Annotated in this window: 20 protein-coding genes, 2 pseudogenes and 1 other annotated feature; of the genes and pseudogenes, 6 read left to right on the top strand and 16 right to left on the bottom strand. The window is 34.6% G+C overall.

Going from position 1 to position 26,438, the window contains the following annotated elements; genetic code table 11:
• Window positions 1-2 precede the first annotated feature (2 nt).
• Entirely contained in the window at window positions 3-731 is a 729-nt protein-coding gene (locus LK443_RS05335) for an alpha/beta hydrolase (protein ID WP_227930941.1), read from the bottom strand.
• Between the two features lie 81 nt (window positions 732-812).
• Window positions 813-1,046, bottom strand: a complete 234-nt coding sequence (gene secG / locus LK443_RS05330; RefSeq protein WP_006703884.1) for a preprotein translocase subunit SecG — start codon at window positions 1,044-1,046, stop codon at window positions 813-815.
• Window positions 1,047-1,209: 163 nt separating this feature from the next.
• Between secG and LK443_RS05325 the strand changes: the two genes are divergently transcribed.
• From LK443_RS05325 to LK443_RS05310, 4 genes are all read left to right on the top strand, one after another.
• A complete protein-coding gene (locus LK443_RS05325; RefSeq protein ID WP_227930940.1) occupies window positions 1,210-1,977 on the top strand; it encodes a Cof-type HAD-IIB family hydrolase in 768 nt (255 codons plus the stop codon).
• 9 nt (window positions 1,978-1,986) lie between these two features.
• Window positions 1,987-2,469 (top strand): glutathione peroxidase, encoded by a 483-nt coding sequence (locus tag LK443_RS05320; protein ID WP_227930939.1) that lies wholly within the window; start codon window positions 1,987-1,989, stop codon window positions 2,467-2,469.
• Window position 2,470: 1 nt separating this feature from the next.
• On the top strand, window positions 2,471-2,896 hold the full coding sequence (locus LK443_RS05315) for a pyridoxamine 5'-phosphate oxidase family protein (protein ID WP_227930938.1): 426 nt from the start codon (window positions 2,471-2,473) through the stop codon (window positions 2,894-2,896).
• 95 nt (window positions 2,897-2,991) lie between these two features.
• Window positions 2,992-3,567, top strand: coding sequence for a TlpA family protein disulfide reductase (locus LK443_RS05310; protein WP_227930937.1), 576 nt, complete (start codon window positions 2,992-2,994; stop codon window positions 3,565-3,567).
• Window positions 3,568-3,641: 74 nt separating this feature from the next.
• Here LK443_RS05310 and LK443_RS05305 read toward each other — a convergent pair whose 3' ends face one another.
• The 5 genes from LK443_RS05305 to LK443_RS05285 all read right to left on the bottom strand — a co-directional run bounded on the left by LK443_RS05305 (window position 3,642) and on the right by LK443_RS05285 (window position 9,358).
• Complete coding sequence (locus LK443_RS05305; RefSeq protein WP_227930936.1) at window positions 3,642-6,050, bottom strand: hypothetical protein; 2,409 nt, start codon at window positions 6,048-6,050, stop codon at window positions 3,642-3,644.
• Between the two features lie 145 nt (window positions 6,051-6,195).
• Complete coding sequence (locus LK443_RS05300) at window positions 6,196-6,342, bottom strand: hypothetical protein (protein ID WP_227930935.1); 147 nt, start codon at window positions 6,340-6,342, stop codon at window positions 6,196-6,198.
• A gap of 90 nt (window positions 6,343-6,432) precedes the next feature.
• Window positions 6,433-7,293: a MetQ/NlpA family ABC transporter substrate-binding protein gene (locus LK443_RS05295; RefSeq protein ID WP_227930934.1), complete on the bottom strand. Its 861-nt coding sequence runs from the start codon at window positions 7,291-7,293 to the stop codon at window positions 6,433-6,435.
• 339 nt (window positions 7,294-7,632) lie between these two features.
• Window positions 7,633-8,310: a methionine ABC transporter permease gene (locus LK443_RS05290; RefSeq protein ID WP_227930933.1), complete on the bottom strand. Its 678-nt coding sequence runs from the start codon at window positions 8,308-8,310 to the stop codon at window positions 7,633-7,635.
• A gap of 1 nt (window position 8,311) precedes the next feature.
• Window positions 8,312-9,358 carry a methionine ABC transporter ATP-binding protein gene (locus tag LK443_RS05285; RefSeq protein ID WP_227930932.1) on the bottom strand — a complete coding sequence of 349 codons (1,047 nt, stop codon included), beginning with the start codon at window positions 9,356-9,358 and terminating at the stop codon, window positions 8,312-8,314.
• A 53-nt stretch (window positions 9,359-9,411) separates the two neighbouring features.
• Window positions 9,412-9,642: a binding site (T-box leader), on the bottom strand.
• Window positions 9,643-9,781: 139 nt separating this feature from the next.
• Here LK443_RS05285 and tehB point away from each other — a divergent pair.
• Window positions 9,782-10,642, top strand: a complete 861-nt coding sequence (gene tehB / locus LK443_RS05280; RefSeq protein ID WP_227930931.1) for an SAM-dependent methyltransferase TehB — start codon at window positions 9,782-9,784, stop codon at window positions 10,640-10,642.
• 11 nt (window positions 10,643-10,653) lie between these two features.
• Window positions 10,654-11,258: pseudogene (gene fic / locus LK443_RS05275) on the top strand (protein adenylyltransferase Fic).
• A gap of 96 nt (window positions 11,259-11,354) precedes the next feature.
• On the opposite strand, the gene LK443_RS05270 reads toward fic, so the two are convergent.
• The 9 genes and pseudogenes from LK443_RS05270 to queF all read right to left on the bottom strand — a co-directional run bounded on the left by LK443_RS05270 (window position 11,355) and on the right by queF (window position 26,333).
• Window positions 11,355-12,155: a class I SAM-dependent methyltransferase gene (locus tag LK443_RS05270; RefSeq protein WP_227930930.1), complete on the bottom strand. Its 801-nt coding sequence runs from the start codon at window positions 12,153-12,155 to the stop codon at window positions 11,355-11,357.
• A 150-nt stretch (window positions 12,156-12,305) separates the two neighbouring features.
• Window positions 12,306-12,977, bottom strand: coding sequence for a deoxyribose-phosphate aldolase (deoC, locus tag LK443_RS05265; protein ID WP_227930929.1), 672 nt, complete (start codon window positions 12,975-12,977; stop codon window positions 12,306-12,308).
• A 15-nt stretch (window positions 12,978-12,992) separates the two neighbouring features.
• On the bottom strand, window positions 12,993-13,772 hold the full coding sequence (udp, locus tag LK443_RS05260) for a uridine phosphorylase (protein WP_227930928.1): 780 nt from the start codon (window positions 13,770-13,772) through the stop codon (window positions 12,993-12,995).
• A gap of 296 nt (window positions 13,773-14,068) precedes the next feature.
• Window positions 14,069-17,731: a DNA-directed RNA polymerase subunit beta' gene (gene rpoC / locus LK443_RS05255; RefSeq protein ID WP_227930927.1), complete on the bottom strand. Its 3,663-nt coding sequence runs from the start codon at window positions 17,729-17,731 to the stop codon at window positions 14,069-14,071.
• A 225-nt stretch (window positions 17,732-17,956) separates the two neighbouring features.
• Window positions 17,957-21,434: pseudogene (rpoB, locus tag LK443_RS05250) on the bottom strand (DNA-directed RNA polymerase subunit beta); the annotation flags it as partial.
• 472 nt (window positions 21,435-21,906) lie between these two features.
• On the bottom strand, window positions 21,907-24,423 hold the full coding sequence (locus LK443_RS05245) for a pneumococcal-type histidine triad protein (RefSeq protein WP_227930925.1): 2,517 nt from the start codon (window positions 24,421-24,423) through the stop codon (window positions 21,907-21,909).
• A 292-nt stretch (window positions 24,424-24,715) separates the two neighbouring features.
• Window positions 24,716-25,189, bottom strand: a complete 474-nt coding sequence (locus tag LK443_RS05240; protein ID WP_227930924.1) for a QueT transporter family protein — start codon at window positions 25,187-25,189, stop codon at window positions 24,716-24,718.
• Entirely contained in the window at window positions 25,189-25,833 is a 645-nt protein-coding gene (gene queC, locus LK443_RS05235) for a 7-cyano-7-deazaguanine synthase QueC (RefSeq protein ID WP_227930923.1), read from the bottom strand. The genes LK443_RS05240 and queC overlap by 1 nt, the downstream gene beginning before the upstream one ends.
• Before the next feature lie 11 nt (window positions 25,834-25,844).
• Complete coding sequence (gene queF / locus LK443_RS05230) at window positions 25,845-26,333, bottom strand: preQ(1) synthase (RefSeq protein ID WP_227930922.1); 489 nt, start codon at window positions 26,331-26,333, stop codon at window positions 25,845-25,847.
• Window positions 26,334-26,438 lie beyond the last annotated feature (105 nt).

Genomic DNA, 26,438 nt, shown 5'->3' with positions numbered 1-26,438 from the left:
TCTTACCTCCATTCTTGTTGGTCTAAAAATTCTAATACAGATTCTTGAAATTCTGCTTTTTCTTTTCCGACTGTAATGACATGCCCTGATTGTTCAAACCAATGAAAATCAACAGCTGCATTTACTAATGCTTCTTTCATCTCAATAGATACTTTTGGATCGACTAATCGATCTAATTCCCCTTGCGCAATATAAAAAGGACCTGTCACCTGTTCTAATTTTTCTGCAACTTTAGCTGAAAAATGATGTAAATCTAATAATTGTTGTTTTGCTTTTTTCCCTAATGTGAACATTTCCTCTTCACACATCCCAGAATGAGTAGCAAAAGCCATAAAACTTTTCAACAAATCAGGTAATTGCGCATTTCTTTTTGAAACAGGAGAACAAAATGTTCCGGCAATTTCTACTAATTGATTGGTTGCTAGTGCCGCTACCATAATACCTCCCATAGATAATCCTAGTGCAGCAATCGTTGAATACCCTTGACTACGAACAAATTGTACTGCTTGTTTTGCATCTTCATACCATTTTTCTGGTGTTTCTTTTAAAATTTCACATGCATTTGAATGTTCATGCCCACTAAAAGCTGGAACATAGACTGCATAATTATGACGATGCAAAAATGAAGCTAACATTCTCAGATCTGTTGGTTTCCCAGTATATGCATGAAATAATAGAACCGCCCGTTTATTTGTTGTTTCTTCTAACCATATTTCTTCCAAGTTGTTCACTCCTACCTTTAATGAATATTTACCATAATAGAAAAACACAATGTCTTAGAGATACTCCTTCAACATTGTGCTTAATCATTTTTATTTTGATGAAATGTACGCTAAGGCTACTGCTAAAATCATAAAGATTGCTCCTAATCCAACAGTTACTCGAATTAAGAATGCTTCAAATCCACGTGCTTTTGTTTTCCCAAATAATTGCTCAGCACCGCCTGATAATGAATTTGCTGCATTAGTTTTCGATGGTTGCATAGCTACAATAATAATTAGTAACACACTAATAATTATCATCAATGTTAAAATTGTTTGATACAAAGGATCTTCCTCCTCTATTAATATTCTTTCCAATTCTACCATAAAAATAGCGTAATTACTACCAATTGTCCTTAATTTCTTTAGAGTAAAATGATTTAAGCATCAAACACCTATTTCATGAACTTTCGTGATATAATGAACGTAACTTAAAAAGGAGGTTTTTATGAAAGGTTTAGTATTTTTTGACTTGGATGGAACACTCTTAAACAAAACAGGCCAAGTCGCCCCTGATGTCATAGAAGCGATTCAACAATTAAAGGAAAACGGGTATGAACCACTTCTAGCAACTGGAAGATCTCCTATCGAAGTTTCGGAAGTCATTCGCACTACGAATATTCATTCTGGAGTTTTTATGAATGGACAAGTGGTGATTTTTAAAGGTGAAGTATTAATTCATCATGAAATTTCACAAGAAATGATTGAAAGACTACTACAATTTGCAAAAGAACATCGTCATGGAATGACATGTTATAATATTGATGCCTTTAAAATCATCGAAACAGTTCCATTTGCACAAGAAGCCTATGGATATATTCATACACCAACACCAGATATTGTTCCAGAATTTTATAATGAGAATGCCGTTAATATGCTATTATTACTTTCAAGAGATAAGAATGATGAAGCTTATCAGCTAGCATTTCCGGAATTAAGATTCATTCGAAATTTCCCTTATGCATTGGATGTCATTACCGCTGGAAATTCTAAAGCAACAGGAATTCGAGCATTAATTCGCACCTTAAATACGAATTCTATCACTACATACGCTTTTGGAGATGGTGCTAATGATTTAGAAATGTTTCAAGAAGTTGATTTTTCAATTGCCATGGGAAATGCCATTCCTTTGTTAAAAGAAAAAGCAGACTATGTTAGTGCAGACCATGATAAAGGTGGCGTCATTCAAGGGTTAAAACATTATCATTTAATATAGGAGGAAGCCATGACACTTTATGAAATAGAAGTTCCTAGTCTAGATGGAACAAGTACATTAGAAGCCTATAAAGGGCAAGTATTACTCATTGTCAATACCGCTAGCGGATGTGGATTAGCTCCACAATTTGCCCAATTACAAAGCTTATACGAAACCTATCATAAACAAGGATTTAGCGTTCTAGGATTCCCATGTAATCAATTTGCAAACCAAGAGCCATTAAGCGCTGAGGAGGCTGCTTCAAGTTGTCAATTCAATTATCAAGTCACTTTTCCAATGTTTGGCAAAGTACTCGTTAATGGGCAAGAAACGCATCCATTATTCAAGCTATTAAAAGAAGAAACAAAGGGACTATTTGGCAGCTCGATTAAATGGAATTTTACAAAATTCCTTGTAGATGCATCGGGAAAAGTCATCGCCAGATTTTCCCCAACTACTTCTCCATTATCCATTGAGAAACAAATAAAACAATTATTAAATAAGGAGTATTAATATGAATACAGAAGAAATTTTAAGCATTTTAGAAGACTTGGAAGTAGCCATTTTTGCTACCGTGGATAAAGATGGAAAACCTCATTCTCGTCCAATCCAAATCGGTGTTGCCAATGAACATGGAGTGTTCTTTATGACAAGCCCACAAACTCATTTCTACAAACAATTACAAGAAAATCCAAATGTCGCAATTGCAGCATTTTCACACGATGATTACTTAATTCAAGTGATTCGTATCGAAGGCAAAGTTCGTGAAATCGGAAAAGAAGGATTAGAGGAATTATTAGCCGGAAATCCATTGGTTAAAAATGTATATCCAGATGATTCACAATGTGCTGGAGTACAAGTATTCCAATTATATGAAGGAAAAGGCTTCTACCATAGCTTAACTCAAGGTCATAAATATACATTCAGCATTCAAGGGTAATCATCATAGCAAAAGGAAGCTTCGTTTGAAGGTTCATTTTTTTCTTTCCAAAAATATGATACAATGAATGTATCGTTTTAAAGGAGAGATGTTTTATGAAAAATTCTAAAAAAATACTATCTTATTCTATCTTATTCGGAAGTATGCTCGTACTTGCTACAGGATGTCAACCCCCTTCAACATCAAGTACAACTACAAGCACTGCTACAACAACAGCAACTACGACAACCGCAAAAGAAAAGAAAGCTACAGACTTAATCGGAGAAGCCATGCCAAACGTTACGATTATCACTGCTGAATCAAAAGAAAAAACTTCCGCTGATTTCAAAGGGAAGAAAACAGTCTATGTTGCTTGGGCAAGTTGGTGCCCAGATTGCCAACAAGAATTACCAATTCTCAATGAATTAAGACAAACTTATCAAGATACTATTGAATTCGTTCCAGTAAACCTACTCGTTAAAGGAGAAACTCCTGAAAAAGGACAAGCTTACTTAAAAGATAACCAATTAGAATTCAATTACTACTCTGATAAAGAAAAAAACTTCCAACATGCTATGGAAATTCATAACATCCCAATCATGTTTTTTGTAGATCAAGATGGAAAAATCAAAAACGTAATTGATGATGTAAAGGATAAAGCAACAATTGAAGAAGCTTTGAAAGCATTATAACAATAGAAAAAGGATGACAGTCAATGCCTGTCATCCTTTTTGATTAAAGATTTAATTCATCATTGTGAAAATGATTATTTGTCTTCTTTTTTACCTTTTGGTGCTACTAATCCTAAACTTGCTAAGATTGATAATACAGCTGGAGTAAATGCTCCTAATTCTGCTGTACCAGTACTTGGTAATTCTTCTTGTTTGCTTGCTGCTGCATTTGCAACTGCAACTTCTGTTTTATTTTTTGGAAGAATAGGATTACTTGTTTTGGAAATTGGTTTTACTTCTAAACTAGCCAATAGTAATTTTTTCTTTGCAATCTCATCTCTTAGATTTTTAATGTCTATATCTAACTTTTTGATTTGTTCATCTATTTCTTTTATTCTATCTTCGAGGGAGTTTCTATCTAGTTTCACTTGTTCTAGTGATACTGCCATTGGCATAGCACTTTCAAGTCCCATTTTTTCTTCTTCTAGTTTTGAAAGTTTTTCTTTTAGAGTTTTTATAGAAGCTTCAGCATTTTGGTACATTTCTTGTGCTTTTTTGCTTTCTTGATTCAATCTTTCCAATTCATTTTCGTTGGTCTCAATCTTCTTTTGAATAGCTTCTTTTTCTGACTCAAGTTTTTTTAGAGTTTGAACCTTATCTTTCAAAGCATCTAATTTCATTTCGTTATCGTTTATGCTGTTCTTTAATTGTGCAAGTTTTTCTTCTTCTTCAGATAAAGCTTTATTTTCTTCTTCTACAAGTTTTTGTTGAGCATCTCTTGCCTCTTTAGCTTTTTTTGCTTGCTCCTCGAATTGTGGATTGCTGTTCTTTATATCCTTAATTTCTTTATCTAGACGTTGAATTTCTTTTTCAAGTTTATCTTTCTCAGCCGATAAAGTTTCAAGTTTTTTCAATTTTTCTTGATTTTCTTTTATTAATTTTTCATTGTACGCTTCTGCTCTTTCTATATTTAAAAGAAGAGTTTCTCCGCCTTTAACCTTATTTTCTTCTTCTTTTATTTCTTTTTTCAAATTCTCAATTTTTGTTACATCCTCTTGTGGAATTTGATTTTGGACTTTCTTCTGTTCTATTTCATTTTGTGCTTGTTGTTTAGGTGCAATTTTTTGTTTTTTATCATTGATTTTAGATACTTTTTCTTTAATTTGTGTATCAAGCTTTTTGTTTTCATCTTCTAATCTTGCTATATCTTGCTGTGCATTTGCTTCTTTGCCTTTAAGGTCAGTGATTTTATCCTTTATCCTTTCTTTTTCTTGTTTTTTAGAGTCAATCTCTTTTTTTATAGTTTCAATATTTTCACCAGGGTCTTTGCCTAAATCACGAGCGCCTTCTTTTTTTGCCTGTTCATATCTTTGTTTAGCCTCTTGTGCTAGTTTTAGAGCATCATTTAAATTTTGTATGTTTCTTTCAGCCTCTTCAAGCTTTTCTTCTTCTTCGTCAATCTCACTTCCAAGCTTTAATACTCCCTGTCTTTTTTCGGTAATCATTTGAAAATTTGTTTGCTTTTGAGTCTCTAATTTTTTTTGTTCCTTTTCAAGACCTTGCTTTTCATTTTCTAAATCACTAATTTCTTTTTCCAAAGTTTCCAACTTTTGATCTAATTCAGGGTCGTATTGTGGATGTTGCTTTTTTAATTCTTCTAATTCAGCTTTTTTTGTTTCTACATTTTTCTTAGCTTGTTCATACAGTTTTTGTTTCTCGTCTTTATCAATCTTATATTGTTTTAATTTTTCTTTAAGCTCATTGTCTTTATTAGTAAGCTCTTCTTTGCTTGCTTTTATGTCTTTTATAGCTTTTTCTGTAGCTTGTTTTTTCTCTCTTGCTTCAGCTACTTGTTTTCCATACTTTTCTAAATCATTCTTATTTTTTTCAATAAGAGCATTTTCTCTTTTATAAACATCTTCTTTTTTCTTTAAATCTTTTTCTGCAGATTCAAGATCTGTCTTTAATTTTGTTACTTTTTCCGAACTTTCCTTTTCTTCTTGTCTTTCTGCTGTTAAGGCTTCTTCAATAGATTTTTTATTTGCTGGATCAAGTTTATTTATTTCATCTATCAGTTTTTCTTTTGCCTTGAGATCTTTTGCTAAAGTTTCTTTTTCTTCATTAGCTGTTTGAAGTTTTTCTTTTAAAGACTCAAGCATTTTTTTATTTTCTTTTTGTTTACTTTCAAGTTCTTTAATCTCATTCGTTAAAGTTTTTATTTCTTTATTTAATCCTTCATTTTCCTTGGATAGTTTATCAGAAATTTCAGATTTTTCTTTAAGCAATCTTTCTCTTTCATTTATTTTTTCTGATAATTGTTTTTCCATTTGTGCTATTTCTTTTTTGATAATCTCAATTTTATTTTCAATCTTAGCTTTGTCCTCAATTTTTGTAGAATTGACCTCAAGATTTTCTTTAGCCTTTGCTAAATCTACTTTTGAAAAAAGTATGCTTGATGACAGGGCCGCAACCACTGCGTATTTTGCTATTTTTTGTTTTTTCATATTTTAAACCTCATTTTTTATATAGTATTAGTTATGTTTTATACACTTTTTATTTTAGCAAAACAAAACTAAAGCGTCAACAAAATCAAAAACGAAATACATTGTAAGTATAAAGTTAAATTAGGTGTATAGAATAAGTTAACGTTTATTGCACTTGACTTGACAATTCACGTTGGATTTTTTCTGCTGTTTTATATTCTTTCAAGTTTGATTCTGGATTTTCATGAAAATATCTTCTTAATGCGACTAATTCATCTGTTAAGGCAACTGGTTTCTCTTTAATTTGATTCATGTACATTCCTTCTTTCTATTGTAATAAAGAGGCATGACGAGCATGCCTCTTTGGAGATGAATGATGATTAAAATGATTGATTCTTAGAAATTATTTTAAAGAAGCTTTTTCCCAAACTGGTACCATTGCACCTTTTGTAACTTCTTCGATTTTCTTAGCTGTTTCTGGTGATTGATAATATTTTACAACTGTTTTGTATACTTCGTTGTCTTCTTTACCTTCTTTAACTGCAATAACATTGTAGTATGGTTGTGAAGATTCTGTAATTTCTTCGATAAAGATTGAATCTTTAGTTGGTTGGAATCCTGCTTCAACTGCGAAACCATTGTTGATTAATGAAGCTGCTACATCATCTAAAGCACGAGCTGTTTGTCCAGCTGGTAATTCTTTAATGTCAATTTTCTTAGGATTTTCTACGATATCATCTTTAGTTGCTAATGTATTGCTTGGATCTTTTAATTTGATTACGCCAGCTACGTGTAGCAAGCGTAATGCACGAGAGTTGTTAGAAGTATCTTCTGGAATTGCGATTGTATCGCCTTCTTTTAACTCACTAACGTTTTTAATTTTTTTAGAATACACACCCATTGGAGCAATTACTGTATATCCAATCGGTTTGATGTGAGTGTTTTGTTCTTTGTTAAAACGTTCTAAGTAAATAATTGTTTGGAATGCGTTTAAGTCAACATCTCCATTTTCTAATGCTTGGTTTGGTTGAACATAGTCTGTAAATTCTACTAATTCAACATTGATATTTTCTTTTTCTTTTAAGCGAGCAATAACGTCATTCCATACATCTTGATTTCCTGCGTTAACCCCTAATTTAACTGTTTTTGCTTTTGTTTTAGCATCTGCTGTTTGGATTGAGTTTGAAGATGTTTGTGAAGCTTGTCCACATGCTGCTAACGTTAATCCTGCTAATGCTGTTACAAACAATTTTTTAATATTCATAAATAAATTCCTCTTTTTTTGTGTTTAAATTTTAAATATCCTTTTTATTGTGAGTTCGTCGCTCCAGTGTTTCGTTTCAAAGCGCTCAATCTCGTATCCTTTTTTAGTTGAACTCGATTTCGCTGAAACGACGTCCACTTCACGACATCCCCACGCAACTGCGTTGCTTTGGTGCTGTCGCTCCAGTGTTTCGTTTCAAAGCGCTCAATCTCGTATCCTTTTTTAGTTGAACTCGATTTCGCTGAAACGACGTCCACTTCACGACATCCCCACGCAACTGCGTTGCTTTGGTGCTGTCGCTCCAGTGTTTCGTTTCAAAGCGCTCAATCTCGTATCCTTTTATTTAGTAGCTCTTTTTTCTAGGAAATCGCCGACTGCTTGGCTGATAAATACGATAATCAACATGACAATTGTTGCCACAACGATGACATCCCCTTGGAATCGATTATATCCTCTTGAAATCGCTAAGTTTCCAATCCCACCAGCTCCAAATGCTCCAGCCATTGTTGTTAAACCAATTAAGCTGATGATTGTTAGAGAAGAAGCACGAATTAAACTTGGCAATCCTTCTTTTAAATACACTCGGAAAATAATTTCCAATGGTGTACATCCCATAGCGATTGAAGCTTCAATCACTCCTTTATCCACTTCTAACAAAGCTAATTGTACTTGTCGTGAGAAGAATGGAACAGTTGCAATGACTAGTGGCACAATTGCGCCAGGAATTCCAATCGTTGTTCCCACAACGAATCTTGTTAATGGGATTAATAACATCGCTAAAATGATAAATGGAATTGAACGGAATAAGTTCACCACTTTATCTAATATAACGTATAAAACTTTATTTTCTAAAATATTGCCTTCACGAGTGACTACTAACACCACTCCTAAAGCAATTCCTAATACTCCAGCAATTAACCCTGTAAGTCCGACCATGATTAAAGTATCAATTGTACTTTTAATGATTTCTTGAGTGACACGAGCATCAATATTTGGAAATAATTGGTGTAAGTTCATCTTATTCAGCCTCCTTTGGTTCATCTAAAATTTCTGTTTGAACACCTGATTGGTGAATATATTCGAGTGCTTGTTGAATTTTTTCAGTTTCACCAGATAATCCTACTAGTAAAGTTCCAACAGCAGTCTCTTGAATAACCTCCACATTGGCAAATAAAATATTCGCAGCTACTTGGAATTGAGTCGATAATTTCGTAATAAGCGGTTCTCCTGTTGAAGCACCTACAAATGAAATTTTCGCAAGAACATCTCCTGGATTTAAATTTAGTAAATGTTCATGTTGTAGAACTGTTTCAATTCCTTTGTTGATATGAGTTGCTGTATCAATGAAATCTTTTGTTAATGTTTTTTGTGGATTTGTAAAGATTTCTAATACTGATCCTTGTTCAATTATTAATCCTTGTTCCATTACGGCAACTTTATTACAAATCTCTTTTACAACTTGCATTTCGTGAGTGATTATCACGATTGTAATCCCTAATTGTTCGTTTACTTTTTTCAAAAGTTCTAAAATAGATTCGGTTGTTTTAGGGTCTAATGCACTAGTTGCTTCGTCACATAATAAAACGTCTGGATCATTCGCTAATGCTCTAGCAATCGCAACCCTTTGTTTTTGTCCTCCTGATAATTGTCTTGGATAACTTGTAATTTTGTCTTCCAATCCAACTAAGTGTAACAGTGACTCAACTTTTTCCTTAATTTCCGCTTTAGATAATCCTGAGCGTTTTAATGGAAAAGCAACATTTTCAAATACCGATAAAGTATTCATCAAATTGAAATGTTGGAAAATCATTCCGATTTTTTTACGAGCATCTCTTAATTGAGCTTCTTTTAAACTCGTTAACTCCACTCCTGAAACAGTTACTGTTCCATTCGTTGGACGTTGTAATAAATTGATGGTACGTACTAATGTACTTTTTCCAGCACCACTGTAACCAATAATTCCATAAATATCGCCATCCTCAATCGTAATATTTACTTGCTTCACTGCTTCAACGATTTTGCCAGATTGGTGAAATGTTACATCAATATTTTTTAATTCAATCATTTGTTTCTCCTCCCATGCAAATAAAAAGCCCGCTCTTTGGTCTTACTCACCAACCAAAGGACGAGTTCTCTCGTGTTACCACCTTAATTCATAGAATTCTCACAAATTCTACCTCAATCAGTTATTTTTAACTGAAAAGCTATATCGGGCTGCCCCGTAATCGTCTCATCATTCAACGATTAGCACTCAAAGGCCATCTTCAAAGTTTCAACTATTATCTCTTTTCACCAAACCGAGACTCTCTAAAATAGATTCACTTTTACTCTTCTTGTCACAGTGCGTTATTTCTATGAAACTAGAATACCAGCAAACTTTGTTACAGTCAATTTCTAGATTACTATCACTTGTTATAAGTTTTACCTATATTGTTTTTCTTGCATATCTTACCTCTTTTTTCTACAATAAACTTACGAGGTGATATACATGAATGATTTAATTTCTTATAAAAAAATGCCACTATGGACAGTTGATACTTTACCTGAACCTTTTAAAAAAATGCATCATACAAAGGTAGGAACTTGGGCGCAACTACATATTTTAAAAGGTGAGATTACGTTTGAATTTTTAAACGAAGATGGAAGTGTTAGTGATACTGTTCTGCTAAATGCTACAACACCTATTCCACTAGTTGAGCCACAACAATGGCATCGAATTGCTAAAACAAGCGAATATATTGAATGTTATTTAGAATTTTTCTGTAAAAAAGAAGATTATTTTGCAAAAAAATATGGCTATACAAAAACTCACTCCGAAGTATTAGCTGCTCAGCCCCTTATTCCAAAAGGACGAGTTCTAGACTTAGGAAGTGGAGAAGGTCGTAATAGTTTATACCTATCTTCATTAGGATATGATGTTACTTCACTTGATTGGAATGTTCCAAGTTTACAAAAATTACAAGAAGTAGCTGCTCAAGAAAAACTTTCACTTGAAGTTGAACCATATGATATTGAATGTGCGGATATTCCTGGTGGACAATATGATTGGATTATCTCGACTGTCGTACTCATGTTTTTACATGAAGAAGTAATTCCAGATGTTATTGAAAATATGCAATCTCACACTGCTTCTGGTGGATATCATTTAATTGTTGCTGCCATGTCTACTGAAGATGCCCCTTGTCCCGTGAATTTCCCATTTACATTCAAAGAAGGCGAATTACTAGAGTATTATTCCGGTTGGGAAATTTTAAAATATAATGAAAACTTTGGTGAACTCCACAAAACAGACGAAAACGGCAATCGTCTTCGCTTTAGATTTGCGACATTATTAGCGAAGAAAAGGTAAGGAAAGAATCTATGGTTTTAGAAAATAAACTTCATTTGACCGATTCTGTAGAACTTGCCAGAGTTGAAGAAAAGATTAGTAAGAAAAAAGCGATTGAATTATTTGAAAATCATTTGCTAGATCAATACGAAGTCGGTTCTTACAAAATGCTTTCAGCCATTCACGCTTATTTATTCGAAGATATCTATGATTTTGCTGGAAAAATACGAACAGTCAATATGACAAAAGGACATTTTCGATTTGCATCTGTCATGTATTTAGAAGAAGCTTTAAAAAATATTGAAAAAATGCCCAATCAACCTTTGATGAAATTATTGAAAAATATATTGAGATGAATATTGCTCATCCATTTCGTGAAAGTAACGGTAGAAGTGCTAGAATTTGGTTAGATTTACTATTGAAGAAAAAATTACAGCAAGTCATTGACTGGAGCAAGGTAGATAAGGAAGATTATTTACTTGCAATGGAAAGAAGCCCCATTAAAGATGTCGAAATGAAGCATCTATTAAAACAACCCTTAACAAATGATATTCATAATCGACTTCTTTATATGAAAGGAATTGATTATAGTTATTATTACGAAGGATATACAATCTATAAAGCTGATGAGCTATAAAATTATTTTAAAACGATATTTTATTATAATAAAAGGACGCCAGCAGACCTACGATCTCATGGTGTCCTTTTACTACTATAAATATCTTATAACATACTATCTATTAATTCCAATCTGGATTAAAATTGCGGCTTTTTGGATAAATGGGATAAATGAAACGATACGATGTGCTACTTTCCATCGATTTGGATATTGTGCCATTGTGTAGTCGATTTTCATTATTTTTGCATGCTTTCCAAATAATTCATACAACTCTTCTTGAGAAGATAGTCCCCAATGCATTCGCACCCCCTGATCTTTAAATTCTTTTTGTTTATTTTTAATAGTCATCATTTGTTGTTGTAACGTATCAAAATAACATTCATATTGATGAAATTCTCTTTCTAATTTTTTCGCTAATTCCTTTATATCATTTGCATTAAAATACATCAACACACCTTCAATAATGAATAAGTAATCTCCTATTGGATATTGTTCTTTAACAATTTGAATCCATTTATCCTCTAATATCGATTCAGCAATCATCTGTGAAGTAGCTGTTTCTTCAAAAAACTCTTGTCTTAATGTAATAACATCCAAAAAGTCTACACTGAAAAATGGAATGTCTTCTGCGCCAATTCTTCCTTGTCTATCATCTAAACCACAGCCTAATTGAATGATGACTGGATGTTCATGATTCTTAATAAAATTTTTGCAACAATCATCAAAATATTTCGTTCTTAAACAAATCCCGGTTCGATCAAAAAAAGAAACATTTACCATTGTTGGAACTTGCTTCATTATTTCTTCGGCTTTTTGATCAATAAATAATCGATTTTTTTGACTTCCTTCTAACGCTTTTGCTTGTAGTGTCATAAGCATTGTTTTAGATACTTTATTTTGAAATAATTTTCCCATTATATCAACTCCTTTTTAGGTATGCCTAAACTTTTACTTTATTCTATTCTACTCTTTTCTTTTTCCCTTTTCAATACCCTTATAACACAAAAAATCCTGCAAGTAATCTCTTACTCACAGGATTTAACCTACATTCTTTTATTGAATCTACTAATAACTATTCTCTTCAACTGCTTGATTTTTAATAATTTTTACGATACGGCTTGTGCCTAGACGGCTAGCACCTAATGAGATGAATTTTTCTGCATCTTCTAGGCTAGAAATTCCACCTGCAGCTTTGATTTTCACTGAAGGGCCTACGTGTTCTTTCATTAATGCTACAGCTTCAAATGTAGCTCCACCTGTTGAAAATCCAGTAGATGTCTTAATATATTCTGCCCCTGCACGAGTCACTACGTTACATAATTCAATCAATTCTTCTGTCGTTAATAAACAAATTTCCACAATCACTTTCAAGATTCTTCCTTGGCAAGCTTCATGAATTTGACGAATTTCTTCTTCTACTAAGTCGAAGCGTTTATTTTTTACATCTGTAATATTGATGACCATATCGATTTCACTTGCTCCATTTTCAATGGCATCTTTTGTTTCGAAAACTTTTACGCTTGTTGTTGAATATCCATTAGGGAATCCAATGACTGTACAAATCGGTAATTTTCCTTTCACATACTCTGCTGCTTGTTTTACATAGCTAGCAGGAATACAAGCTGAAGCAGTTCCATATTCAATCGCATCATCCAAAATTTGTTGAATTTCTTCCCATGTAGCATTTTGAGTTAATAAGGTATGATCGACAGTTGCTAAAATTTCTTTCAATTCCATTTGATTCACCTTTCCTTATGCGTTTTGACGGTCTTGTGCAATTAAGTTACGTAATGCTTGTACGGCAACTGTAATCGCCGCTTCTGTATCATGAACAATTGGATTTTCTAACCCTGCAGCATTTCTTTCTTGGTTTCCTACTACTAGGAATGTTGAACCAGCTCTTACTCCTAAATGGCTTGCGACTACAAATAAAGCTGCTGATTCCATTTCTGAAGCTTTTACTCCTAGACGTTTCCAAGCTTCCCATTTTTGTTGTAATTCATAACTTACTGGCATTACTTCTGGTTCATGTTGTCCATAAAATGAATCTTTACATTGTACAACACCTGCGTGAGTTGTATAGCCTAATGTTTTTCCTGCTTGTAATAAAGCTGTTACGACATCATAATTTGCAACTGCTGGGAATTCGATTGGCGCATATTCACGAGTTGTTCCTTCCGTACGAATTGCACCTGTAGCAATGACAATATCGCCACCTTTCACATCGATATCAATTCCCCCACAAGTTCCTACACGAATGAAAGTATCTGCACCACTTCTCACTAATTCTTCAACAGCGATAGAAGCGGATGGCCCTCCAATCCCTGTTGAAGTTACACTAACTTTCTCTCCATCTAAGTATCCTGTATATGTTACATATTCACGGTTGTCTGCTACTAATTTTGCATCTTCAAAATGTTCAGCAATTTTCGCACAACGTTTAGGATCTCCTGGTAAAATAACGTATTTACCTACATCCCCTTTACGAATGTTTAAATGATATTGTAATCCTTCTTCTGAATAATTTTGCATAATTCTTCCTCCTTTTAGGCACCATTTGAATACCTTAACTACAAAATTATACCATAGTTTTATATATTTTGAAAACGTTCGCTAAAAAATCCAAAAAAAGACTTCCTATAGTAGCCCATGAGACTCGCTTCGCAAGGCTGCTGGCGTCCTATACTACTATTTTAGGAAGTCTAATCTTTTACGTTCCCTCATAAACTTACGTCCAATAGAAAAGACTTTCCATAGTAGTAAGGGGACTCGCTTTTGCGAGGCTACTTGCGTCCATTACTACTATTTGGAAAGTCAATTTCTAACTTTTAAGCTTCTGTCGTTTCTCTCACTGTTCCTTCAGCAACAATTCCTTCCGCTAAGTCTTCAGTAGCTTCAACGAATTCTTCTGTTTGAACTGGTGTAGAAGTGCTTGTTTCCATATTACGATAACGAGCCATACCTGTACCAGCAGGAATAATCTTACCAATGATAACATTTTCCTTAAGTCCAAGTAAGTGATCTTTCTTACCACGAATAGATGCGTCTGTTAACACACGAGTAGTTTCTTGGAATGAAGCTGCAGATAAGAAACTGTTTGTTTCTAATGAAGCTTTTGTAATACCAAGTAATACTGGACGTGCAGTCGCAGGAACTTCACCATTCATAATTGCAGAACGGTTACGTTCAGTAAAGTCTGCGATATCTAATAATGTTCCTGGTAAAATTTCAGTTGAACCTGGATCCATTACACGAACTTTACGTAACATTTGACGAACCATTACCTCAACGTGTTTATCGCCGATTTCTACCCCTTGCATACGGTATACTTTTTGTACTTCACGTAATAGGTAGTTTTCTACTGATAACACATCACGAACACGTAATAATTCTTTTGGATCGATAGAACCAGATGTTAACGGTTCACCACGATGGATTGTTTGTCCTTCTTCAACATTTAAGCGAGCTGTAAATGGAACAGTATACGTACGTGTATCTGTTGCCCCTTTGATTGTGATCTCTTTCGTACGGCTTCCCGCATTTTCATCAATCGATACAACTTCACCTGTTACTTCTGTAATTGTTGCTCCCCCTTTAGGGTTACGAGCTTCGAAGATTTCTTGGATACGAGGTAAACCTTGAGTAATATCGTCTCCGGCTACCCCACCGGTATGGAAAGTACGCATTGTTAACTGAGTACCAGGTTCCCCGATAGATTGAGCGGCAATTGTACCAACTGCTTCCCCAACTTCTACTTCTGAACCTGTTGCTAAGTTACGTCCATAACAATGTTTACATACACCATGTTTTGTATCACATGTAAATGCAGAACGAATTGTTACTTCTTCAATACCTGCATCAATGATTTTACGAGCAATATCTTCTGTAATTAATTCATTGTGACCAACAAATACTTCACCAGTTACTGGATCTTTTACAGAACGTTGTGCATAACGTCCAATCATACGTTCTTCTAATGTTTCAATCATTTCATTTCCTTCACGGATAGCTGAAATTGTTAAACCACGATCAGAACCACAGTCTGTTTCACGGATAATTACGTCTTGAGCTACGTCTACTAAACGACGAGTTAAGTAACCTGAGTCGGCTGTCTTCAAGGCTGTATCCGTCATCCCTTTACGGGCACCGTGAGTTGATAAGAACATCTCCATAACCGTTAAACCTTCACGGAAGTTTGATGTTACTGGTAATTCCATGATTTTACCATTTGGAGCTGCCATCAATCCACGCATCCCCGCTAACTGTGTAAAGTTAGAGATGTTACCACGGGCTCCAGAGTCACTCATCATGAAGATTGGGTTACGGGAACCAAGTGTTTTCGTTAATGCACTTTGGATTTCATCTTTTGCAGCATTCCATGTTTCGATAACACGTTCATATCTTTCGTCATCTGTAATCAAACCACGGCGGAATAATTTAGAAATTTCATCAACTTGGTTATGCGCATCAGAAAGAATTTCTTTTTTATTTCCTGCAACAGAAATATCTGCAATCCCTACTGTTAATCCAGCACGAGTTGAATATTTATATCCTAAGTCTTTCATACGGTCTAACATCATTGATGTTTCTGTAATGTGGAAACGTTTGAAGACTTCCGCAATGATTTGACCTAAGTTTTTCTTCTTGAATGGTAAAACGATTGGACGTTTTTCAATTTCTTCCTTAATATTTGAACCTGGTTCTAAGAAGTATTTATCTGGAGTAGCTACTTCTAAGTTTTCCATTGATGGTTCATTTAAGTAAGGGAATTCGTCAGGCATAATTTCATTGAATAATAATTTACCAACTGTAGTCACTAACATACGTTCTTTTTGCCATTCTGTAAATGGTTTATGAGGAAGCGCACTTGCATGAATTGCAATACGGCTGTGTAAATGAACATATCCATTTTGGTATGCTAACATTGCTTCGTTCATGTCTTTGAAGTACATACCTTCTCCAACACGACCTTCTTGTTCTAATGTTAAGTAATAGTTTCCTAAAACCATGTCTTGAGATGGAGTTACTACTGGTTTTCCATCTTTAGGGTTTAAGATATTTTGTGCCGCTAACATTAATAAACGAGCTTCTGCTTGAGCTTCTTGTGAAAGTGGCACGTGAACCGCCATTTGGTCTCCATCGAAGTCGGCATTGTAGGCCTCACACACTAATGGGTGAAGACGAATCGCACGACCTTCTACTAAAGTTGGTTCGAATGCTTGAATCCCTAATCTGTGAAGAGTAGGTGCTCGATTTAATAGAACTGGGTGTTCACGAATAACTTCTTCTAAAACCGCCCAAATATCATCGTCAAAACGTTCAATTTTACGTTTTGCACTCTTAATATTTCCAGCAATTTCACGTTCTACTAATTCTTTCATGACGAATGGTTTGAATAATTCAATAGCCATTTCTTTTGGTAAACCACATTGATACATCTTCAAGTTTGGTCCTACTACGATTACAGAACGTCCTGAGTAGTCTACACGTTTACCAAGTAAGTTTTGACGGAAACGACCTTGTTTCCCTTTAAGCATATGACTTAATGATTTCAACGGACGGTTACCTGGTCCAGTTACTGGACGACCACGACGACCATTGTCGATTAAAGCATCTACTGCTTCTTGTAACATACGTTTTTCATTTTGAACGATGATACGTGGAGCATTTAATTCTAATAAACGTTTTAGACGATTATTACGGTTGATTACACGACGGTATAAATCATTTAAGTCACTTGTTGCAAAACGTCCACCTTCTAATTGAACCATTGGACGTAAATCTGGTGGGATAACTGGAATAACATCCATTACCATCCAACCTGGTTTATTTCCTGATTCACGGAAAGCATCTAAAATATCTAAACGACGAATTGCACGAGTACGTTTTTGTCCTTGAGCTGTTTTTAACTCTTCTTTTAATTCTGCAATTTCAGCTTCTAAGTCAACGTTGTTTAATAATTCTTGAACTGCTTCAGCACCCATTGCTGCGTGGAAACGAGTTCCGAATTCCATACGTTTTTCACGGTATTCACGTTCACTTAATAATTGTTTTTTCATCAATGTTGTGTCACCAGCATCGATAACAACATAGCTTGCAAAATAAATGATTTCTTCCAAAGCACGAGGACTCATGTCTAACACAAGTCCCATACGGCTAGGAATACCTTTAAAGTACCAAACATGTGATACTGGCGCAGCTAATTCGATATGTCCCATACGTTCACGACGAACTTTTGAACGAGTTACTTCAACGCCACAGCGATCACACACTTTTCCTTTATTGTTAATTTTCTTTAATTTACCACATGAACATTCTAAATCTTTTGTTGGTCCAAAAATCTTTTCACAGTATAGACCATCACGTTCTGGTTTTAAAGTACGGTAGTTGATTGTTTCTGGTTTGGTTACTTCACCATTTGACCATTCACGAATCTTATCAGGAGACGCTAAACCAATTTGCATACTTTCAAAATTATTTACATCTATCAAGGGGCCAACCTCCCTCTTCTTTGGAATTGCCCTACGATTCCAATAGTTATTCTTAGTCTAAAGTTTCTTCTGTATCTTCTGAAGCTTCAATTTCTTCAGTTTCTTCTACTGCTGGTTCAACTGTTTCTGTTTTTTCTCCAGAAAGTTCAGCAATACGGTCAGAATATTCATTTAACTTACGTGTTTTTTCGCTCATTTTTTCAACATCATTGAAATTCATACGAGCATCATCGTCCATGTCTTCTAACTTAATTTCTTCATCATTTTCGTCTAACACTTTCATATCAAGACCTAAAGCTTGTAATTCTTTTACTAATACACGGAATGATTCAGGTACTCCTGGTCTAGAAATTTGTTGACCTTTCACGATTGATTCGTAAGTTTTCACACGACCAACAACGTCATCTGATTTGTATGTCAAGATTTCTTGTAATGTGTATGCAGCACCATATGCTTCTAGCGCCCATACCTCCATTTCTCCGAAACGTTGTCCACCAAATTGAGCTTTACCTCCAAGAGGTTGTTGCGTTACTAATGAGTATGGTCCAATTGAACGAGCATGAAGTTTGTCATCAACCATGTGGGCAAGTTTAATCATGTACATTACCCCTACAGATACACGGTTATCAAATGGTTCCCCTGTACGTCCATCATATAAAATTGTTTTCGCATCACGAGCCATACCTGATTCTGCAACTGTTCCCCAAACATCTTCATCTTGCGCACCATCAAATACTGGTGTTGCAATGTAGATACCTAATTCACGAGCTGCCATTCCTAAGTGTAACTCTAATACTTGTCCAATGTTCATACGTGATGGTACCCCTAACGGGTTTAACATGATGTCAACTGGTGTTCCATCTGGTAAGAATGGCATATCTTCTTCCGGCATAATACGAGAAACTACCCCTTTATTACCGTGACGTCCGGCCATCTTATCCCCTTCATTAATTTTACGTTTTTGAACAATGTATACACGAACTAATTTGTTTACTCCTGGCGCTAATTCATCGCCTGCTGCACGTGTGAATACACGTACATCACGAACGATACCGCCTCCTCCGTGAGGAACACGTAATGAAGTATCACGTACTTCACGAGCTTTTTCACCGAAGATAGCATGTAATAAACGTTCTTCTGGTGATTGTTCTGTTAATCCTTTAGGAGTTACTTTACCAACTAAGATATCCCCATCTTTTACTTCCGCACCGATACGGATAATTCCGCTTTCGTCAAGATTCTTCAATGCATCTTCCCCAACATTTGGAATTTCACGGGTAATTTCTTCTGGTCCTAATTTTGTATCACGAGCTTCTGAATCATAGTCATCAATATGAATTGAAGTATACACATCGTCTTTTACAAGACGTTCGCTCATGATAACCGCATCCTCATAGTTGTACCCTTCCCAAGTCATGAATGCAACTAGAACGTTTTGTCCTAATGCTAATTCACCTTGTTCCATTGAAGGACCATCTGCTAAAATTTCACCAACTTCTACCTTGTCTCCTTTTGAAACAATTGGACGTTGGTTATAACACATACCAGCATTCGAACCATGGAATTTAGTAATATTATATTGGTCTAATGAACCATCTGCTGTACGAACACGGACTTGATTTGCATCTACAAATTCTACGATACCTTCACGTTTACATAATAAAGCTACCCCAGAGTCATGTGCTGTTACATATTCCATACCAGTACCAATAAATGGTGCTTTTGGATTTAATAATGGAACTGCTTGACGCTGCATGTTAGCACCCATTAACGCACGGTTTGAGTCGTCGTTTTCTAAGAACGGAATACATGCTGTCGCAACGGCAACTACTTGTTTTGGAGATACGTCCATATAGTCTACACGTTCTACAGGAACTTCTAAGTTTTCTGATACGTAACGAGCCATTACTACATCGTTTACGAAGCTTCCATCTTCATTTAATGGAGAGTTTGCTTGCGCTACTACATAACGGTCTTCTTCGTCTGCTGTTAAGTAGTCAATCTTATCTGTTACTTTATGAGTTTTCCAGTCTACACGACGGTATGGAGTTTCAATAAATCCATATTTATTAATTTTAGCGTATGTTGATAAGCTGTTGATTAACCCGATGTTTGGTCCTTCAGGAGTTTCGATCGGACACATACGACCATAGTGAGAATAGTGTACGTCACGAACTTCATATCCAGCACGGTCACGAGTCAAACCACCAGGTCCTAAGGCTGATAGACGACGTTTGTGTGTTAATTCTCCTAATGGGTTTGTTTGGTCCATGAATTGTGATAATTGAGATGAACCAAAGAATTCTTTAATCGATGCTACTACAGGACGAATATTTACTAATTGTTGTGGCGTTACTGTCGCTACGTCTTGAATAGACATACGTTCACGAACCACACGTTCCATACGAGACAAACCGATACGGAATTGGTTTTGTAATAATTCACCTACTGAACGAATACGACGGTTTCCTAAGTGGTCAATATCATCTGTTGAGCCTAGTCCTTCATATAAGTTTAAGAAGTAGCTGATTGTAGCTAAAACGTCAGCTGCTGTTACACATTTAATTTCATCTGGAATATTCGCATTTCCGATTACTTTAATGATACGTTCAGGATCTTGTGGTGAATACACTTGAACGGATTGAATTGTTACAGGTTCTTGGATAACCCCTTCACTTGAAGGATATAATGTAAATAAGTTTGCTCCTGCTTCTAATGCTTGAGCTACTTTTTCCATAATTTCTTTTTCAAGAACTGTTCCTGCTTCAACAACGATTTCTCCAGTTTCAGGATGTACGATATTTTCAGCGACTGTTTGATTTAATAAACGTGTTTTTAAGTTTAATTTTTTATTTACTTTATAACGACCTACTGCCGCAAAATCATAACGACGTGGATCAAAGAAACGAGCTGTTAATAAGTTACGTGAACTTTCAGCCGTCTTTAGTTCACCTGGACGTAGACGGTCATAAATATCTTTTAATGCTTCTTCTGTACGTGATTCATCCATACGTTTATGAACATCTTTATCTAACGTTAAACGTAATGTTTCACTTTCACCGAAGATTTCTAAAATTGTGTCATCTGATTCAAAACCTAATGCACGAATAAGTACTGTTAATGGAATTTTACGAGTACGGTCAATACGTACATATGAAATGTCTTTTGAATCTGATTCATATTCTAACCATGCACCACGGTTAGGAATTAAAGTTGCACCATATAATGCTTTACCATTTTTATCTGGGCGGTCATGGAAGTATGAACCTGGTGAACGTACTAATTGAGATACAATAACACGTTCTGCACCATTAATGATAAATGTTCCCATTTCTGTCATTAATGGGAAATCTCCAAAGAAGACTTCTTGGTCTTTTACTTCTCCAGTTTCTTTATTCACTAAACGCATTTTTACATAAATTGGTGCTGCATAATTTGCGTCGTGATTTCTTGCTTCTGCAAGGTTATATTTTGGAGCATGTAATTCATAATCTAAGAATTCTAATGATAAATTACCTGTATGGTCTTCGATTGGTGAGATGTCTTTAAACATTTCACGAATCCCTTCATCTAAGAACCATTGGTAAGAATCAGTTTGAATTTCAATTAGATTTGGTAATTCTAATACTTCACTGATTCGTGCATAACTTCTACGCACACGGTGTTTACCGTATTTCACATCATGATGTGCCAACTCTTCCACCCCTATATCGTAATTTTATGAATAAATATTACAAATTTATTACAATGTTAAATTTTCGTAACAAATGCTGGCTATAAGTCGTTTTTGAACAAAAAAAAACCAAAAGAATTTCTTTATCCCTTATTAAAAAGAGCGCTCATTCTTTTGTTTTTCCTAATATTCACGGGGTTTCTGGACAATATTTCAGTTTCCCGCAAGACTATAGTTACACTTATTGCGTTACATTATTTTAGCGTGAAATCAACGTTTTGTCAAGGCTTTTAAGGACTATACATTTTTATATTGTCTTGATGTTTTTTTACTGATTATATTTTTAACCGATATAGTTTTTAAAAATAGTTGTACTTCATCTTTAGGCATCTACGTATATTTATTAAACGATTATAATAGGCTATTTTTATACATTCTCATGTAACTATAAACAAAAAAACGCCTGAATCATTCTTTCGATTCAAACGTTTTCATCCATTTATTATGCTATAAATTCAGACATATTCTTTGTAACAACTTCTCCACTTGGTAGACGTAGTTCAATAGTTCCATCCATTTTAAAGATAACACTATCTAATCCTAATCCGTATCTTGCAGCAAATTTTGAAATTTTCTCTTGCACTGGATTTACTGCTGGCGCTTCTTCTAGTCCTGGTTCAAGCATAGGATCTACTCCTACGTTCCATTCTGGATTCAACATTCCATTATCTGTTGAATTTTCTGGGTTCACAGGCTTTTCATTTGGTTTTGGAGGCTCTGGTAAAGAATCTGCTGGTTTATTTTCAATATTTCCTTGAGGTGCTTCTCCTGTAAAATCAGACATATTCTTTTTAACGACTTTTCCACTTGGTAAACGTAATTCAATCGTTCCATCCATTTTGAAAATGACACTATCTAATCCTAATCCGTATCTTGCAGCAAATTTTTCAATTTTTTCTTGTACTGAATTCACTGCTGTTGCTTCTTCACCTTTATCTAAAGGCTTAGAAATTTCTTCTGTTCCATGTCCTTTAAATTGTGATAAAACTCCAGATTTTTCTGTTTGATTATCCTTCTCTAAAATTGGAACTTCTACAGTATAAGACGATTGATTTTCCAAGTAAGCATTTACCATAAAGGTTACTGGAATTTTATTTCCTGCTGTCATCGTAGTTCCTTGATTTAACTTTGGAATTGGGATTCGAATTTCATCACCTACTTTGTAGTTATTTTCTAAGTACGCATTTCCATGAAATTCATCAAAAACTCTGATTAAAGCATCAGTCCCTTTAGGCACTGCATATTGAGGTTTCACTCTTAAATAAGTATCCCCCGCATGGAATGGATAGAAAATCGTACTACTTGCCATATTATAAGCTAATGAAGATGGAATCGTAAATGTTCCTTCATAATTTACTTCTGGATAGTCTTTTGAAGTAATCGTGTATTTAAATGTTTCTCCTGGCAAATATGGTTTATCTAATTCAAAATTAGCAATATTTCCTACGCCTTCACCAAATACTTTCCCGGATAGTTTCTCAATCACTTTCCCATCAGGAGTTGTTAATTTCACCATCATATTTGTCCCTAATTTTTTTTCTAATTCTGATAAGAAACTGAAGGCTACACGTTTTTGCCCATTTGCTAATGTGAAGTCTTTGTTGATAAATGTGCTATTTTTCAACAAGTTTACAACACTTGCTAATTCTTCACCTGTATAAACTTTATTCCCTTCTTTTTTAGCAACTCCTTCTTCTGGTTTGAAGAGTTCATAATTACTATGAGAGTGTCCAATCCCAACTGGCTTATGTTCATCAATTGGTTCTGCATGATGGTGATCTCCATGCGGATAAATAATGGCATTTTTTTCTTTATTCACTACAATACTTTCACGTTTTACACCATATTGCTTCATAATACCTGCAATTTTTTCTTCGATTTTTTTATCTAACTCACTCATTTCTGTTGGCTTCGTTGCATCATCATGGTGATGATCCTCTTTAGGAGTCGTTACAGTCCCATTATAGCGTGCTTTAGCTGCCTTTAAATGTTCTTTTGGAATTAAATATTCCCATTTTGTATGGACTAATTGTTCAAATGGAATGACATGTATATCTTTCATATTTCCATTATGTGCCACTAATAAGTTTTCCCCTGATGTACCAATAGTATGATTTCCATCAAATAAAAATCCGTCACTCGTTCTATAATGAATTCCAGCAAATTGTTTTTCTTTTGGCTGTACAGTCGGAGCTTCAGCAATTGGTTTTGTTTCAGGCTTCGAAAGAGATGTTGCACTTCCTCCTGTTAAACCGTGTAATTCCTTTTCTACCTTTTCAACTTTTTCAATAGTTGATGCAACAGTATTATGATGTGTATTTTCATGATTCACTTGATTTTTATAAATAAAGTGGAAATGGTCTCCGTGACGAACGATATAACCTTCTGCTGTTTCGCTAACAATATCTTTTTTATCAAATACATATCCATCTTGGTCATGATCATGATGCTCACCTTCATGCTCATGTTTGTCTCCGTCATGATGTTGATGCGCTACTGAATTTGAAGCCATTGTTGTTGCAAGTGTTTGTTGGGCATTATTTTTATAAATAAAGTGGAAGTGATCTCCGTGGCGAACTACATATCCCATTTCATTTTCTTCTACAATATCATTTGGATTAAAGACATATCCATCATCTGCAGAACTAATTGCTGTTGCAGAAGTTTTTTGTTCATATATAGCATATGCTGGCGGTGCCCCGTATACAAAATGGTAATGGTCTCCATGTTTTTTTAAATATCCATTTTCAAATACTTCTCCCACAATTGTTTTTGGTTTGTTTTCTTTTACTTCTTCAGCAATTTTCTCAAATTTTGCTAAATCAGCTTTTGAAACTTCTGTTGTTGTCGTTTCCGATTCTGTTTGCTGACTTGTGTTTTGAGTATTAAACAGAGAACATCCTCCTAATAAAACAAGACTTGCACTTCCAATCAGTAATGACTTTTTATGAATTTTCATTTTATCTTCCTCTCTTATAAAACGTAATAGTTACGTTTTATAACTTTACTACCCTTTCCTTCTTCTGTCAATGTTTTTTTCAAACCTCATCTCTTAGAAATACAAACATTTTTATAACGTAATAAAAGAAAGAAGAAAAAGACTTTTTGTTTGCGAGGTCTCTAGTTAAGCATTCAGAAGTAGTGATTATTGTTAAAAGATTTTTACGCTTCATTTTATAATTCAGCCTTTAGACTCTACGTAAAAAAAGACTTCGAAGCACTATTACGTTTCGAAGTCTATTCATCGGTTTCTATTCAACTACTGTTTTATCTAAAAATTCTTTTAAGAATTTTTCAACAATAAATGTACCTAAAAAGGCAAATAAAATATTCGACACCGCTACGCCAAATACGCTAGGCCAGAATGGTACTTGTAAAGAGTAATACAATGCTGCAGCTACTACAAAACCACACCAAATACCATAAGCAGCACTCTTCACATAAGAATTTTTGAAAATACAATTAAAAACATATAAACTTACTGATTGAATTAAAAATCCAGATAAAATATCAATCGGTCCAAGAGGACTTGGAATATTACTAATCATTACACCAATTAAAATTCCTAATGACAATTGCGGTTTATAAAATGGAACACCCATTAATAAAGTTGATAAACGGAATTGAAACATCCCGTAAGAAATAGGATTGATTAATGTTAAAACAACATATAACGCACCTATTAAAGTATTTTGTGTTAATAATCTAATTTGTTTTTTATTCACTATAAAATCTCCAATCCATTTGCTAAAAAGGCTTTATTTCGATCAATACAAGTTCCACATTTTCCACATGGAGGATACACGCCATTGTAGCAACTGTACGTTAATTCATAAGGAACGCCTAATTCGACTCCTTTTGTCACAATATCTTTCTTTTTCACTTGTCCAAATGGAGCAGTCAATCGAACTTTACCTCCACTTCCTAATTGAACAGCCTGATTCATCGCTTCAATAAATTCAGGCGAACAGTCTGGATAAATGACTCCTGAATCATCCAAGTGTGCACCAAAATAAATTTCTGAAGCTCCTTTTTGCATCGCAATTCCTGCTAAAATCGAAATAAAAATTCCATTACGAAACTCCACTTCGGTATTTGCTTCTATTTGAGTCGCATAATCTCCTGTACTCACTTCGATATCATTTCCAGCATTTAAAGAAGATTTACTTCCTGAAAATACAGAACTAACCTCTAAAATTTTATGAGGAACTTTATAATAATCTGCAATTTTTCTAGCTGCTTCTAATTCCAATTCCTTATGCTTTTGATTATATGAAAATGAAATAGCTTCAACTTGAGGATCTTGACTCAAAGCAAGCGCTAATGCAGTGGAACTATCTACTCCACCACTTAATAATACTAATTTCATCATAATTCTCCTTAACGATTATCCACTTTTTCAGGGTATAAATCATGATTCATCATACGGTGGTCTGCTACTTGTTCCCATTTAGTACCTGTTTTTCCATAGTTACAATATGGATCGATAGAGATTCCTCCACGTGGTGTAAATTTGCCCCAAACTTCAATATATTTTGGATCCATTAATGTTACTAAATCTTTCATAATGATATTCATGCAGTCTTCATGGAAATCTCCACGATTTCTAAAGCTAAATAAGTATAATTTTAAAGACTTACTTTCTACCATACGTTCTCCTGGAACATAGCTAATATAAATTGTCGCAAAGTCAGGTTGACCTGTAATTGGACATAATGAAGTAAATTCTGGACAATTAAATTTTACAAAATAATCATTTTCTGGATGTTTATTTGGGAATGACTCTAGCACTTCTGGTGCATAATCGTCACGATAAACTGTTTTACTTCCTAAGTGTGTAATTTCTCCCATTTCTTCGTTTTTTCTCATTGTTCTTCCTTCTTTCCGGACTATTAGACATAAAAAAATTCCTGAAAAACACCATCGTTTTCCAGGAATTGATTGATCATTTCATGTTCAAATAAGCCCTAGTTT

The organism is Granulicatella elegans (genome assembly GCF_020735385.1).
Lineage (GTDB): Bacteria > Bacillota > Bacilli > Lactobacillales > Aerococcaceae > Granulicatella > Granulicatella elegans_B.
The sequence above is the reverse complement of the archived record's forward strand: the minus strand, read 5'-3'. Positions and strand labels throughout refer to the sequence as shown.

Excerpts from the sequence above, each read along its gene's own strand:
- tehB (WP_227930931.1), top strand. The coding sequence starts at position 9,782 with ATGAATGATTTAATTTCTTATAAAAAAATGCCACTATGGACAGTTGAT.
- LK443_RS05245 (WP_227930925.1), bottom strand. The coding sequence starts at position 24,423 with ATGAAAATTCATAAAAAGTCATTACTGATTGGAAGTGCAAGTCTTGTT.
- LK443_RS05285 (WP_227930932.1), bottom strand. The coding sequence starts at position 9,358 with ATGATTGAATTAAAAAATATTGATGTAACATTTCACCAATCTGGCAAA.
- LK443_RS05300 (WP_227930935.1), bottom strand. The coding sequence starts at position 6,342 with ATGAATCAAATTAAAGAGAAACCAGTTGCCTTAACAGATGAATTAGTC.
- deoC (WP_227930929.1), bottom strand. The coding sequence starts at position 12,977 with ATGGAATTGAAAGAAATTTTAGCAACTGTCGATCATACCTTATTAACT.
- LK443_RS05295 (WP_227930934.1), bottom strand. The coding sequence starts at position 7,293 with ATGAATATTAAAAAATTGTTTGTAACAGCATTAGCAGGATTAACGTTA.
- LK443_RS05320 (WP_227930939.1), top strand. The coding sequence starts at position 1,987 with ATGACACTTTATGAAATAGAAGTTCCTAGTCTAGATGGAACAAGTACA.
- LK443_RS05325 (WP_227930940.1), top strand. The coding sequence starts at position 1,210 with ATGAAAGGTTTAGTATTTTTTGACTTGGATGGAACACTCTTAAACAAA.
- LK443_RS05310 (WP_227930937.1), top strand. The coding sequence starts at position 2,992 with ATGAAAAATTCTAAAAAAATACTATCTTATTCTATCTTATTCGGAAGT.
- LK443_RS05305 (WP_227930936.1), bottom strand. The coding sequence starts at position 6,050 with ATGAAAAAACAAAAAATAGCAAAATACGCAGTGGTTGCGGCCCTGTCA.
- LK443_RS05290 (WP_227930933.1), bottom strand. The coding sequence starts at position 8,310 with ATGAACTTACACCAATTATTTCCAAATATTGATGCTCGTGTCACTCAA.
- queF (WP_227930922.1), bottom strand. The coding sequence starts at position 26,333 with ATGAGAAAAAACGAAGAAATGGGAGAAATTACACACTTAGGAAGTAAA.
- LK443_RS05270 (WP_227930930.1), bottom strand. The coding sequence starts at position 12,155 with ATGGGAAAATTATTTCAAAATAAAGTATCTAAAACAATGCTTATGACA.
- queC (WP_227930923.1), bottom strand. The coding sequence starts at position 25,833 with ATGAAATTAGTATTATTAAGTGGTGGAGTAGATAGTTCCACTGCATTA.
- LK443_RS05315 (WP_227930938.1), top strand. The coding sequence starts at position 2,471 with ATGAATACAGAAGAAATTTTAAGCATTTTAGAAGACTTGGAAGTAGCC.
- udp (WP_227930928.1), bottom strand. The coding sequence starts at position 13,772 with ATGCAAAATTATTCAGAAGAAGGATTACAATATCATTTAAACATTCGT.